This window comes from Faecalibacterium prausnitzii, from assembly GCF_019967995.1.
In the GTDB taxonomy this organism is placed as follows: Bacteria; Bacillota; Clostridia; order Oscillospirales; family Ruminococcaceae; genus Faecalibacterium; species Faecalibacterium prausnitzii_E.
The window spans coordinates 1,709,411-1,723,132 of the sequence record NZ_CP065377.1 but is presented as its reverse complement, the minus strand read 5'-3'; the positions used below and the strand labels follow the sequence as shown (position 1 = coordinate 1,723,132).

10 protein-coding genes are annotated in these 13,722 nt (G+C 61.9%); 7 read left to right on the top strand and 3 right to left on the bottom strand.

Translation table 11 applies throughout. The features are described from left to right. Window positions 1-4: 4 nt before the first annotated feature. Both I5P96_RS08675 and I5P96_RS08670 read right to left on the bottom strand, forming a co-directional pair. Window positions 5-931: a carbohydrate ABC transporter permease gene (locus I5P96_RS08675; RefSeq protein WP_179859492.1), complete on the bottom strand. Its 927-nt coding sequence runs from the start codon at window positions 929-931 to the stop codon at window positions 5-7. Between the two features lie 126 nt (window positions 932-1,057). Beyond that, window positions 1,058-2,416 (bottom strand): ABC transporter substrate-binding protein, encoded by a 1,359-nt coding sequence (locus I5P96_RS08670; RefSeq protein WP_223381644.1) that lies wholly within the window; start codon window positions 2,414-2,416, stop codon window positions 1,058-1,060. 497 nt (window positions 2,417-2,913) lie between these two features. Here I5P96_RS08670 and I5P96_RS08665 point away from each other — a divergent pair, with 497 nt between their 5' ends. The 7 genes from I5P96_RS08665 (at window position 2,914) to I5P96_RS08635 (ending at window position 11,052) form a co-directional block, all read left to right on the top strand. Further along, window positions 2,914-3,759 (top strand): MurR/RpiR family transcriptional regulator, encoded by an 846-nt coding sequence (locus I5P96_RS08665; protein WP_223381643.1) that lies wholly within the window; start codon window positions 2,914-2,916, stop codon window positions 3,757-3,759. 112 nt (window positions 3,760-3,871) lie between these two features. Beyond that, a complete protein-coding gene (gene spoIVA / locus I5P96_RS08660) occupies window positions 3,872-5,368 on the top strand; it encodes a stage IV sporulation protein A (protein ID WP_097792082.1) in 1,497 nt (498 codons plus the stop codon). A 132-nt stretch (window positions 5,369-5,500) separates the two neighbouring features. After that, entirely contained in the window at window positions 5,501-5,647 is a 147-nt protein-coding gene (gene scfA / locus I5P96_RS08655; RefSeq protein ID WP_015563834.1) for a six-cysteine ranthipeptide SCIFF, read from the top strand. A gap of 68 nt (window positions 5,648-5,715) precedes the next feature. Next, the gene (gene scfB / locus I5P96_RS08650) at window positions 5,716-7,167 is read left to right on the top strand and encodes a thioether cross-link-forming SCIFF peptide maturase (RefSeq protein WP_097792083.1); all 1,452 of its coding nucleotides are present in this window, start codon (window positions 5,716-5,718) and stop codon (window positions 7,165-7,167) included. Next, entirely contained in the window at window positions 7,164-8,582 is a 1,419-nt protein-coding gene (locus I5P96_RS08645) for an amino acid decarboxylase (RefSeq protein ID WP_223381642.1), read from the top strand. Before scfB ends, I5P96_RS08645 begins: the two co-directional genes overlap by 4 nt. A gap of 156 nt (window positions 8,583-8,738) precedes the next feature. Next, a complete protein-coding gene (locus I5P96_RS08640; protein ID WP_223381641.1) occupies window positions 8,739-9,458 on the top strand; it encodes an ABC transporter ATP-binding protein in 720 nt (239 codons plus the stop codon). Further along, window positions 9,448-11,052 carry a hypothetical protein gene (locus tag I5P96_RS08635; RefSeq protein ID WP_223381640.1) on the top strand — a complete coding sequence of 535 codons (1,605 nt, stop codon included), beginning with the start codon at window positions 9,448-9,450 and terminating at the stop codon, window positions 11,050-11,052. The genes I5P96_RS08640 and I5P96_RS08635 overlap by 11 nt, the downstream gene beginning before the upstream one ends. A 70-nt stretch (window positions 11,053-11,122) precedes the next feature. Here I5P96_RS08635 and I5P96_RS08630 read toward each other — a convergent pair whose 3' ends face one another. Then, window positions 11,123-13,696, bottom strand: coding sequence for a heavy metal translocating P-type ATPase (locus tag I5P96_RS08630; RefSeq protein ID WP_223381639.1), 2,574 nt, complete (start codon window positions 13,694-13,696; stop codon window positions 11,123-11,125). Window positions 13,697-13,722: the final 26 nt, after the last annotated feature.

Below are 13,722 nucleotides of genomic sequence, written 5' to 3'. Positions count from 1 at the left end.
TCCCTTAATTGTCCTGATTGCCCAGTTTGAACTGGACCGCCGACAGGATGGCGATGATGACCGCCAGCACAACGCCCATTGCATTGCCGTAGCCGTAGCGGTACAGCTTGAATGCGGTGTAGTAGATGTAGTACATGATGGTGTCGGTGCTGTGGTTGGGGCCGCCGGACGTCAGCAGCTGGATCAGTGCGAAGCACTGGAAGGAGTTGATGGTGGTGATGACCAGGATGTACAGGGTGGTGGGCATGATGGCGGGCCACTTGATCTTCCAGAACGCCTGGAAATCGTTGGCACCGTCCACTTCAGCTGCCTCGACGATGGACTGGTCCACATTGCCCAGTGCGGAGACGTACAGAACGATGGGCTGGCCCACGGAGGTAGTCAGCAGGATGAGGATGATGCAGCCCAGAGCGAACCGCTCATCGCCCAGCCAGTTGATGTTCTTGTCGATGAGGCCGAGCGTTTTGCCCAGATAGTTGAAGATGCCGTAGTAGTTGTTGTACATCCACTTCCACACGACGGTAACGGCGACCGAACCGGTGACGACGGGGAGATAGAACACGCAGCGGAAGAGGCTGGTGGTCCACTCCGGCAGATCGACGATGGCCGAGCTGACCCACAGCGAGAATGCACAGGTAACCGGCACGGAGACCACGACGATGATGATGGTATTTTTCAGTGCGCCGATGAAGATGGGGTCTGCGAACAGCTCTTTGTAGTTCGCCAGGCCGACGAAGATGTCGGCGCGGTTCATGGTGGAATCGAAGAAGCTCGTGACCACGCACAGGACCATGGGGTAGATGACGAATCCCAAGAAGAAGATCAGGCTGGGCAGAAGGAAGAGGTAGGATGCGATGGTCTCCTGCCGGACCAGTGCGCGGCTGCGCTTCGGCTCTTTGATCGATGCAGTCTTTGCAGCCAAGAAAATCACCAAACCTTTCGTTTTGATCGGCTCCCGACGGATTTTTTGCAAAAGAATTGCCCCTCCCTCGCCGGGATTTTCGAGGAAGGGGCAAGGGTTTTATCAAGAGATGACGGTCAGGATGGGGTGTGCAGCTTATGCCTCAGCAGTAGCGGCAGCGTTTGCATTCTGAACGAAGGTCGCAACGGCCTGCTCGACAGGCTCGCCGGTGCCGACGCGCTGCAGCATGTTCCACCACTCGGTACGAGCCGTTGCCCAGCCCGGAGTGATCTGGTAGTAGTCGCCCAGGTAGGACATGAACTTGGTGTACTCGCTCATGATGTCGTTGCCGGCGTAGATGTCGCCAACGCTCTCACGGACGGGGAAGTAGGTGGAAGCCAGAACGCTTGCACCGACCTGGTCGGGGTCTGCTGCGATGAAGTCGATGAAGGTCTTGGCTGCTTCGATCTTGGCCTCGTCGCCGTTGTCAAAGATGCCGAAGCCCCAGATACCGCCGCACAGCTTCGGGTCACCGCTCTCGGTGGGGAAGGCCATGGGGAAGATCTCGTCGCCGCTGTTGGTCAGACCGGCGTCGTTGTTGTCGGAGTTCAACTGCTGTGCGATGTTCCAGCAGAATGCCATCTGCAACGTGCCGTTGCGGAACAGGGTGATCTCCTCGCCGCCGTTGATGGAAGCATCAAAATTGACGCCCTTTGCATCGTACAGAGCCTGGATGGCCTTGATGTTTTCGGGGGAGTCAGCAGTGTACTTGGTGTGGGCTGCATCGGTGAAGGTGCCGCCGTACATGTTGTTGATGATGGCGCGGGTGCCCTGGTCGCCGCCCTGGCCGCTGCAATAAATGGCTGCGACGTTCTCGTAACCGCCATTGTACAGTGCGTCAACGGTCTTCAGGAAGCCGTCGGTGCTCCAGGTGTGCTTGTCGGTATCAATGTACTGGTCTGCGCCCACTTCCTTGACCTTGGTCATGTTGACGGCCATGCAGTGTGCGGTCATGCACAGGGGATACTCGTAGTAGTCACCGGCCTCGTTTTTGCAGGCGGATTCGACCGATGCGTAGATGTCCTTCTTGGCATCGTCGGTCCACAGATCGTTCAGGGGAGCCATGACGCCCTTCTTGCCCCAGTTTGCGACCAGACGCTCCGGGCCTTCCATGATCAGGTCGGGTGCGCTGCCGCCCTCGATGGCGGTGTTGACCTGGTCGTCGCCGTTGGTGTAGTCCAGATACTCGACAGTGACCTTGATATCCGGATACTTTGCGTTGAAGCTGGAGATCAGCTCCTGCACAGTCTCATCCTTGCCCCAGCCGCCAATGGGGTATGTCCACAGCTTGATGCTTGCACCGGCAGCAGCGGTGCTGGAAGCAGCTGCGGAAGAGGCGGTCGAAGACGCTGCGGTGCTGGAAGAAGAGGAACCGCCGCATGCGGCCAGTGCGCCTGCTGCGCTCAGGATGCCGGCAGCCTTCAGGAAGGAGCGACGAGAGATACAGTTTTTCATAACGAAATTCTCCTTGCATATCATATGTTTGCGGCTTATCGTGTCGAGCCGCTGTTGTTGCCTTTATTATAGAAAAATATTTTCATTTTGTCTATCTATGCAATGCACAATTTTGAAAAAACTTTCTTGTGAACAACTACCAAATCAAGCGAAGAGAATGGCTCTTTTTCAAAAATGGCGGATTTTTTGGTGATTGTAGCCATTTTGTAACCATTGCGAAAACGCGGTTTTTACATGGCCTGAAAAAAGTTTTCGAAGACAAAAGAGACGTTTTTGTCTGATTTTGAAAAAAAATTTCGGAAATAAGTCGTACTTTCCGGCTGAAATTGGACGCTCTGCACAGAAAACGGCGGTGATTTGTGGTGAAAGCCGCTCTTGCCAAGGAGGAAAGATTCTTTTATACTTTCATTAAGAAAGAGTCCCGGCAAAGGCGTCACAGCGGTATGTGCGGCGGAGCAGACGCGGATGCCGGGGAAAAAGTAGGAGAGAAAGCTGACATGTCTACTAATTTCTGGGAGCTGCTGCACCAGCGGCAGGACGAGCTGACCAAATCCGGGCGGATGGTGGCGGATTACCTCATCCACCATGCCGACGAGGCGCAGTATCTTTCGATCTCGTCGCTGGCGCGGGAGTGCAAGGTGGCCGAGGCGACCGTTTTCCGGTTCTGCCGGGCGCTGGGGTTCGAAGGATATCATGAGATGCGCATCGCGCTGGCCCAGGCCAATGCGACCGCTTCGCTCATCAATCAGCAGGAGCCGGAACCGGGCACGACCACCGACAAGCTCTGTGAGCATGCGAGCGCGTTGTTCATCACGGCCATCAATGGCACCCAGAGCACCCTTTCACCGGATGCGGTGGACAAGGCCGTGGATCTGCTGCGGGCAGCAAGGCAGGTGTTCTGCCTGGGGCAGGGCGGCAGCATGCTGCTGGCCAATGATATCTGTGCCCGCTTTTCCAGCCTGTCCAACAAGTTCCGCACGGCAGGAGACAGCCACTTGCAGCTTCTCTCCGCCAGCTTGATGACGCCGGAGGACGTCGTGCTCTTCGTCTCCTATTCGGGCGCGACCCGCGACATGATGGAGACCCTGCGCACCGCAAAGGCATCCGGCGCAAAGATCGTCCTTCTGACCCACTACGAGGACTCGCCGGGCGCTGCGCTGGCGGACGTGGTGCTGCTCTGCGGCGCACAGGAAAGCCCGCTGGATTCCGGCAGCATCCCCATCAAGGTGTCGGTGCTCTACGTGGCCGAGGTGCTGTTGCTCCGCTACATGCTGGATGACCCCAAGCAGGCCAATGATGCCCAGGACCGCACGAGCGAGGCCGTGGCCATCAAGCTGCTCTAATAAAAAAGGAAACCCTCTCCGTCAGCCTTGTGCGCTGGGAGAGGGTTCTATTTTTGCGTTTTGAGAATATAGTGTCTCTGAGAACGCCAGATGCGGACAGGAGGAGACCATTTTGGAAAAGCAGGAACGTTTGGAAGCCACGGTCTGCCGCGAGATCGGTGCACGCACCGGCGGCGAGATCCTGATCGGAGTGGTGGGCCCGGTGCGCACCGGCAAGAGCACCCTCATCAAGCAATTCATGGAGCAGCTGGTGCTGCCTGCCATCGAGGAGGACGACGCCCGCCTCCGTGCACGGGACGAACTGCCCCAGTCGGCGGCGGGGCGCACCATCATGACGACCGAGCCGAAGTTCATCCCGGAACACGCCGTCCCGCTCCAGCTGGAAGGCGGCGGCGAGTGCCGCATCCGCCTCATCGACTGCGTGGGCTATATGGTGGAGGGGGCCATGGGCCACGAGGAGAACGAAAAGCCCCGCATGGTCAAAAGCCCCTGGTTTGAGGAAGAGATCCCCTTTGACCTTGCCGCCGAGACCGGCACCCGCAAGGTCATCCGGGATCACTCCACCATCGGCATCGTCGTCACCACCGACGGCACCATCAGCGAGATCCCGCGGGAAAACTATCTTCCCGCGGAACAGCGGGTCGTGGAGGAGCTGGAAGCGCTGGGCAAGCCCTTTGTCATCCTGCTCAACAGCACCCACCCGGACGCCCCGGAAACGCAGGCCCTTGCGGCGCAGATGGAGCAGGCGTATGGGCGCAGTGTGCTGCCTGTGAGCTGCATCGACCTGGACCGCGCCGCCCTGCACGAGATCCTGCGGCGGGTGCTCTACGAGTTCCCGGTGCGGGAGCTGGATTTTGCCATCCCGCGCTGGGTCACCATGCTGGACCGGGGCCACTGGCTCCAAACGGAGATCTACACAGCCGCGCTGGATTTTTCGGAGAAAATCTCCCGCATGAAAGATGTCCCGGCCCAGAACAGCGCCGGAGCCCTTGCCAGCGATTCGGTGGAGCGCTCCACCCTCAGCGGCATGGATCTCTCGGAGGGCATCGTGCGGGTGACGGTTCTGCTCAAGCCGGATGTGTTCTACCGGGTGCTCAGCGAGCAGACCGGCCTTGCCATCGGCGATGAAGCGGGCCTGATGCCCTGCATCATTGAGCTTTCCAGAGCCAGGCGCGAATATGAAAAGATCCGCAGTGCGCTGGAACAGGTGGAGGCCACCGGATACGGCATTGTGATGCCCACCATCGACGAGCTTTCGCTCGAAGAACCGGAGATCATCCGGCAGGGCGGGCGGTACGGTGTCCGTCTGGAAGCCAGTGCCCCCTCCATCCACATGCTCAAGGCCGTGATCCACACCGAGATCAACCCCATCGTGGGCACCGAAAAGCAGAGCGAGGATCTGGTGCAGAGCCTTCTGGGCGACTTTGAGTCCGACCCGGAACGGCTGTGGGAATCCAACATCTTCGGCAAGAGCCTGCATGAACTGGTCAACGAGGGCTTGCAGAACAAGCTGCTGCACATGCCGCAGGAAGCCCGCGGTCGCCTGCAGGATACGCTGGAAAAAGTCATCAACGATGGATGCAGCGGCCTCATCTGTATTTTGCTGTGAACATTTCGCTTCCCGCCAAACTGTGACAAAAATCTTGACATCCAGCCCGGCCCGTGGTATTATACACAAAGATAATATCGTGCGCGGGTGGTTCTGCGCATCAAATCTTTTGAGCTAGAGAGGTTATATATTATGGAACGTATCAAGACGATCGCTACTCGTGACCTGACCAAGAGCGTTGTGACCGGTGGCTGCGGCGAGTGCCAGACTTCCTGCCAGTCCGCTTGCAAGACTTCCTGCGGCGTGGCAAACCAGAAGTGCGAGAACAGCAACAAGTAATTTCTGCAAATCGGATGCCGCCTTTGCCGGGCGGCATTTTTTTATGTAACAATGGAATGGAGACTAAAATGGTACATCAGTATCAATTGAACGGCTATAACATCGTGCTGGACACCTGCAGCGGCTCGGTGCATGTGGTGGACGATGTGGCGTATGACGTTATCGCCCTGTACAAGGAGCGTTCCGCCGATGCGATCGTAGCGGCCATGCTCGAAAAGTACGGCGACCGCCCCGACGTGACCGAGGCCGACCTGCGCCAGTGCCTGGAGGATGTGGCCGCGCTGGAACAGGCGGGCAAGCTGTGGAGCCCCGATACCTACGCCGACATGGCCTTCGACTTCAAGAACCGCAACACCGTGGTCAAGGCGCTCTGCCTGCATGTGGCTCACACCTGCAACCTGAACTGCTCCTACTGCTTCGCCTCGCAGGGCCGCTATCAGGGCGACCGTGCGCTGATGAGCTTTGAGGTGGGCAAGCGCGCCATGGATTTCCTCATCGAGAACTCCGGCACCCGCCGCAACCTCGAAGTCGATTTCTTCGGCGGTGAGCCGCTGATGAACTTTGAGATGGTGAAGAAGCTGGTGGCCTACTGCCGCGAACAGGAGAAGATCCACAACAAGAACTTCCGCTTCACCATGACCACCAACGGGATGCTGATCGACGAGGATGTGATCGACTTCTGCAACAAGGAGTGCCACAACGTCGTCCTGAGCCTCGATGGCCGCAAGGAGGTCCACGACCGCTTCCGCAAGGACTACGCGGGCCACGGCAGCTATGACGCTATCGTGCCCAAGTTCCAGGAGTTCGTCCGGAAGCGCGGCGACAAGGGCTACTATATGCGCGGCACCTACACCCACTTCAACACCGACTTTACCAACGACATCTTCCACATGGCAGACCTCGGCTTCACCGAGCTGAGCATGGAGCCAGTGGTCTGCAAGCCGGACGACCCCAGCGCCCTGACCGAGGCCGACCTGCCCATCCTGAAGGAGCAGTATGAGATCCTGGCCAAGGAGATGCTCAAGCGCGACCGCGAGGGCCGCGGCTTTACCTTCTACCATTACATGATCGACCTGACCGGCGGCCCCTGCATCTACAAGCGCATTTCGGGCTGCGGCTCCGGCACCGAGTACATGGCCGTGACCCCTTGGGGCGATTTGTACCCCTGCCACCAGTTCGTCGGCGACCCCAAGTACCGGATGGGCGACATCTGGAAGGGCGTCACCAACACCGCCGTGCGGGATGAGTTCAAGCACTGCAACGCCTATGCCCGCCCGGAGTGCAAGGATTGCTGGGCCAAGCTCTACTGCTCCGGCGGCTGTGCGGCCAACGCATACCACGCCACCGGCAGCATCACCGGCGTGTACGAGTACGGCTGTGAGCTGTTCCGCAAGCGGATGGAGTGCGCCATCATGATCCAGGTGGCCAAGAATCAGGAGCTGGCCGCACAGGGCATCGAGGTGCCCATCGAACTGGGCAGCACCTGCAATGCCTGCGCGGACGGCGAAGCCTGCGAATGAGCATGACCACGCCCATCGTGGACTTTGTGCAGAACTACGCAAAGTCCGGGACGTCCCGCCTTCACATGCCCGGCCATAAAGGGCAGGCCCTGCTGGGGTTTGAAGGGCTGGACATCACCGAGATCCGGGGCGCGGATGAGTTGTACGAGGCCGATGGCATCATCGCCCAGAGCGAGGCCAACGCGACTCGGCTCTTCGGCACGGCCCATACCTATTACAGCACCGAGGGCTCGTCCCAGTGCATCCGGGCCATGCTCTGCCTGGCGATGCAGGCGGCCCCCGCCGGCCAGCGCCCGGTGCTTCTGGCGGCCCGCAACGCCCACAAAGCGCTGCTCTATGCCGCCGCGCTGCTGGATCTTGACATCCAGTGGCTCTGGCCTGCGCCGGACGCGGCCGGGGCGCTGTGCAGCTGCCCCGTGACCGAAGCTCAGCTTGCCGCCGCGCTGGACCGGCTGGCCGGGCAGGGGAGAACCCCCTTCGGCGTCTACCTCACCAGCCCGGACTACCTCGGCGGGATGCAGGACATCGCGGCCCTTGCAAAGGTCTGCGATGCGCACGGTGTGCCGCTGCTGGTAGACAATGCCCACGGTGCCTACCTGAATTTTCTGGTGGGCGGCAGCCGCCACCCCATTGCATTGGGGGCGGCGATGTGCTGCGATTCCGGGCACAAGACCCTGCCGGTCCTCACCGGCGGCGCCTACCTGCATCTGGGGCCGAAAGCGCCCGTGCAGGAGGAAACGGCAGTCCGCAATGCGCTGGCGCTGTTCGGCTCCACAAGCCCGTCTTATCTGATCCTGCAATCCCTCGACCGGTGCAACCGGTATCTTTCGGAGGGGTATCCGCTGCGGCTCTACTCCTGCTGCGGGCAGCTGACCAGAATGCGCCGGGTGCTGAACGAGCAGGCCGCTGCGGCAGGCTGTCCGCTCCCGCTGGCGGTGGACGCCCCCGCCCGTGAGCCGCTCAAACTCACGCTGGATGCGGCGGCACTGGGCATGACCGGCACCGCGCTGGCCGAGGCTCTGCGGCAGGACCGCATCGAGTGCGAATATGCCGACCCCCGGTATGTGGTGCTGATGTTCACCCCCGAAAACCCGGCGCAGGATTATGAGCGGCTGGCAGCGGCAGTGGCACGGCTCTGCGCGGCTCTGCCGTCGGCCCCGGTTCTGCCGGAACCGGAGGCGGATGTCTTCACGGAACTGGCGGCGGAGGCTGCGCCGGTCTGCACCGTGCGGCAGGCGGTGTTCGCCCCGCAGGAGCTGATCCCCGCTGAAACGGCGCTGGGCCGCATCTGCGCGATGCCCACCGTCTCCTGCCCGCCGGCGATCCCCATCGTGGTGAGCGGGGAACGCATCGGCCCGGCAGCACTGAAACTTTTTGCACGATACGGCATCAAAAATGTCGCAGTCCTGAAATGAACAGAAAGCGGCACCGGTCTGTAAAGCAAAACGGCTTTGCGGGCTGGTGCCGCTTTTGCATCCCGACGTGCGCCGAAATGCTTGACAGGCACTTCCGCGGATGATACGATTTGGCTATCAAACAGGAGCGCATCAAGACCGAAAGGAGAGATCCGAATGCTGGAGATCCGGCATCTGACCAAACAGTACGGCGAGAAAACGGCGGTGGATGACCTCACGCTGACCATCCGGCCGGGAGAGATCTTCGGCTTCATCGGGCCGAACGGGGCGGGCAAGACCACCACCCTGAAATGCTGCTGCGGCATCTTGCAGCCGGACCGCGGCGAGGTGCGGGTGAACGGCTGTTCCATGCGGGACGACCCGCTTGCGGCCAAGCGTCAGCTGGCCTATCTGCCGGATGATCCGGCCCTTTATGGCTACATGACCGGTATCCAATATCTGGATTTCATTGCGGACGTGTTCGGCGTCCGCGAGGCTGCCCGCGCCGAGCGGGTGCGGGTGTACGGCGAGCGCTTTGCGCTGACCGAAGCGCTGGGCCAGCCCATCAGCTCCTACTCCCACGGCATGAAGCAGAAGCTGGCCATTCTGGCGGCACTGCTCCACGCGCCCAAACTCATCCTGATGGATGAGCCGTTCGTGGGGCTGGACCCGCTGGCCTCCCACCAGCTCAAGCAGACCATGCGGGCCTTCTGCGATGCAGGCGGGGCCATCTTCTTTTCCACCCATGTGCTGGAAGTGGCCGAAAAGCTCTGCGACCAGGTGGCCATCCTCCGGCAGGGGCGGCTCGTGCGGGCTGGCTCCATGGCCGAGGTGCGGGGCGATGCATCGCTGGAAGCGGTCTTTCTGGAGCTGGAAGGGGTGCAGGATGGACACTGAGACCAGACGTCTGTTCCGCGCCCTGTTTCGGAAACAGCTGCGGGAGCAGGGGGCCTTCCTTGTCCGGAGCGCCAGCACCGGGAAACACCGCACCAGAGCGGGCCGGTTTGCGTTCGGAGCGCTGTATGGGGGCATCGTGCTGCTGGTGATGGGCAGTTTCTTCTCGCTGGCGTGGCCGCTGGGAGAGCTGCTGCTGCCCGTCGGGCAGGAGGCACTGTACTTTCTGACGATGGAGCTGTTGGCGCTGGCTGTCGGCGTGTTTGCAGGGGCGTTTTCCAGCTATGGGAGCCTGTTTCAGGCCAGGGACAACGACCTGCTGCTGGCGATGCCCATCCCGCCGTGGATGATCTTTGCCGTCCGGATGAGCGGGCTGTACGCGATGTGCCTGTTCTATCTGCTGCTGCTCTGGGTCCCGGCAGAAGTAGTGTATGGGCTGTATGCGGCTTCTCCGCTGGGCGGGCTGCTGAGTGCGGCTCCCATGGCGCTGGTGCTGGCCGGGGCAGCGTCCCTTCTGGCGGCGCTGCTGGGGTGGGTGGTCGCTCTCTGCACTGCGCGGGCCGCACACAAAACGCTGGTCACGATTGCGGCAACCCTGGGGCTTGCGGTGGTGTATGGTCTCGCCTACCAGCGGGGAATGGCTCTCCTTGAACAGGTGTTGGGGCAGGGGGCGCTGGGCGGAAGTGACACGGCCCTAACGGGCGCGGGGCGCTTTTTGGGAGGTGCCGCCTGCGGGAAACCGCTTTTGCTGCTGGTGCTGGCCGTTGGCATCGTGCTGCTCTGCGCGGCGCTGGGCAGGGCGCTTTCCGGGCCGTATCTGACCCTGATGACGACCCGGCGCGGGGCCGTGAAACGGACGCGGGCGCGGCTGGCCCGCCGTTCCTCGCTGCGGCGGACGCTGCTGCGCCGGGAACTGCTCCATCTGGGCAGCAGCGCGTCCTATCTGCTCAATTGCGCCATGGGGTCGCTGGCGCTGCTGCTTCTCAGCGGCGCAATGGGATACAAGGCGGACGCACTGCGGGCGTTGGCGGCGCGGCTGCCCGCGCGGGAGCTGGGCGTGGTGCTGCTGACCTTCACGGTGGTGCTGGTGGCCGGGATGAACCTCCTCACCGTGCCGTCCGTCTCACTGGAAGGGGAACAGCTGTGGCAGCTGCAAAGCCTGCCGGTGACACCATGGCAGGTGCTGCGGGCGAAGCTGGACCTGCATCTGCTGGTCACCCTGCCGCCCGCGCTGCTCTGCCTGGCTTACGGACTCGTGCTTCTGCGCGCGCCGTGGACTTCGGCCCTGCTGGCGGGTCTGCTGGTGGCATTGGATGTTGTTTTCACAGCTGCCGCCGGGCTGATGCTCGGCGTGATGATGCCACGGTTCCACTGGACGAGCGAGATGGCCGTCATCAAGCAGAACCCCAGCGTTCTGCTGGCACTGCTTGTCAACTGGGCCGCTGGCTTTGTGCTGGGCGTGGGGGTGCTGGTGCTGGCGCAGTTCGTGCCGGCCGAGGCCGCATGGATGGCAGCATTGGGTATCCTTGCCCTGGCCGATGGGGCTGCGCTCCGCTGGCTGAAGACGAAGGGCGCAGAACGATTGCAGAGATTATAAAAGATGAAAAGACCCTCTCCGGGCATTGCAGCAGAGCAAGGACGGAGAGGGTCTTTTTGGCAGGTGCGGCTTATTCGATGCCGGTCACTTTGTAGTCCTGGTCTTCAACGGCCTTCTTCAGGGTCTCGTTGGCGACATCGGCGCTCAGGGTGACGACGGCGGTGCCGGTCTCGTGGCTGACCACGGCCTCGTGGACTTCGGGCAGAGCTTCCAGTGCCTTCTTCACGCGGGCCTCGCAGTGGCAGCACATCATGCCTTCAACGTGCAGGGTCTTTTTCATGGAACATTCCTCCTTGACAGTGGATTCCGAAACGGGTTCGGTCGTATCTTCAGCCTGCGGCTGCGCGGCAGCGGGCAGGGCGGAAGTCTTGATCTTGTGGTCGTGTTTGGTGCTGTGCAGGTCGAACAGATTCAGGCGCAGCGCGTTGCTGACGACGCAGAAGCTGGACAGGCTCATCGCGGCGGCACCGAACATGGGGTTCAGCGTCAGGCCGAAGGGGATGAACACACCGGCGGCCAGCGGGATGCCGATGATGTTGTAGATGAAGGCCCAGAACAGATTCTCGTGGATGTTGCGCAGGGTGGCGCGGCTCAGGCGGATGGCGGCGGGCACATCGGAGAGCCGGGAGTTCATCAGCACCACGTCCGCCGCATCAATGGCGACGTCCGTTCCAGCACCGATGGCGATGCCGGTGTCGGCGCGGGTCAGGGCCGGGGCATCGTTGATGCCGTCGCCGACCATGGCGACCTTGCCGGAGGCTTGCAGCTTGCGGATGACGGCTTCCTTGCCGTCGGGCAGGACGCCAGCGATGACCTCATCCACGCCTGCCTGACGGCCGATGGCGTCGGCGGTGCGCTGGTTGTCGCCGGTGAGCATCACGACCCGGATGCCCATGTTCTGCAATTCACGGATGGCGCGGGGGCTGTCCTCCTTGATGGTATCGGCCACGGCCACTACGCCCAGCAGACGGCCGGCGCCGCCGAAGTACAGCGGCGTTTTGCCCTCGCTTGCCAGCGCGGCGGCTTTTGCCTTCAAGCTGGCGGGCACAGCGGCCTTTGTTGCAAGGAAGGACGCATGGCCTGCGTAAATTTCTTTGCCGTCCAGCGTTGCAGTCAGGCCGTTGCCGGGCAGGGCTGCAAAGTCGGAGACTTCCGGGGCTTCGATGGCGTTGGCTTCGGTGTAAGCGAGGATGGCCTTGGCCAGCGGATGCTCGCTCCTGCGTTCCAGCGCGGCGGCAAGGGTCAGCAGCTCCGTCTCGCTCACGCCCTCGGCGGGCAGGATGTCGGTGACTTTGGGTTCGCCGCTGGTGATGGTGCCGGTCTTATCCAGCGCCACGATCTGGGTGCGGCCTGCGGCTTCCAGCGAAGCGGCCGTCTTGAACAGGATGCCGTTCTTGGCCCCCAGACCGTTGCCGACCATGATGGCCACCGGTGTGGCCAGACCCAGCGCACAGGGGCAGCTGATGACCAGCACCGAGATGCCGCGGGCCAGCGCATAGCCGAACTCCCGGCCCAGCAGCAGCCAGACGATGGTGGTGACCACGGCGATGGAGATGACCGCCGGGACGAAGAAGCCCGACACGGTGTCGGCGATCTTGGCGATGGGGGCCTTGGTGGCGGCGGCGTCGCTGACCATCCGGATGATCTGCGCCAGAGTGGTATCTTCGCCCACGCGGGTGGCCTCGCACCGCAGGAAGCCCGACTGGTTGGTGGTGGCGGCTGAGACCTTGTCGCCCTCGGCCTTGTCCACCGGGATGCTCTCGCCGGTCAGTGCGCTCTCGTTCACGGCGCTGCTGCCTTCCAGCACGATGCCGTCCACCGGGATGTTCTCACCGGGGCGGACGACAAAAACATCGCCTTTGCGCACTTCCGCGATGGGGACGCTGACTTCGGTGCCGCCCCGCAGGAGGGTGGCCGTTTTGGGAGCCAGCTTCATCAGGCTCTTGAGTGCGTCGGTGGTCTTGCCTTTGGAGCGGGCTTCCAGCATCTTGCCCACCGTGATGAGGGTCAGGATCATGGCGGCCGACTCAAAGTAGAACTCCATCATGTAGTGCATGACGAGGGCGTCGTTGCCATCCACCTGCGCACGGGTCATGGCGAAGAGGGCGTAGGTGCTCCAGAGAAAGCTGGCCGAGGAGCCCAGCGCCACCAGTGTATCCATGTTGGGAGCGCGGTGGAGGAGGCCTTTGAAGCCGTTGATGAAGAACTTCTGGTTGATGACCATCACGATGCCCGCCAGCAGCAGCTGAACGAGGCCCATCGCGACGTGGTTGCCGTCGAACCAGTGGGGGAGCGGCCAGCCCCACATCATGTGCCCCATGGAAAAGTACATCAGCACCGCCAGAAAGAGAAGGGAGGCGATGAGCCGCTTTTTCAGTTTGGGGGTCTCGTGGTCGGCCAGGGCATCGAGGTCGGCGCTGGGGTCCGTGGCGGCGGTGGGCCCGCCCGCCTTGGGGCTGGCGCCATAGCCTGCATCCTGCACCGCCTTGACGATGGCGGCAGCACTCGCGGTGCCCTCCACGCCCATGGAGTTGGTGAGCAGGCTCACCGAGCAGCTCGTGACGCCGGGCACGGCGTTTACGGCCTTTTCCACCCGTGCAGAGCAGGCCGCACAGCTCATGCCGGTAACGTTGTATTGTTCCATAGTCTTCACTCCTTGCGATGGGTCAG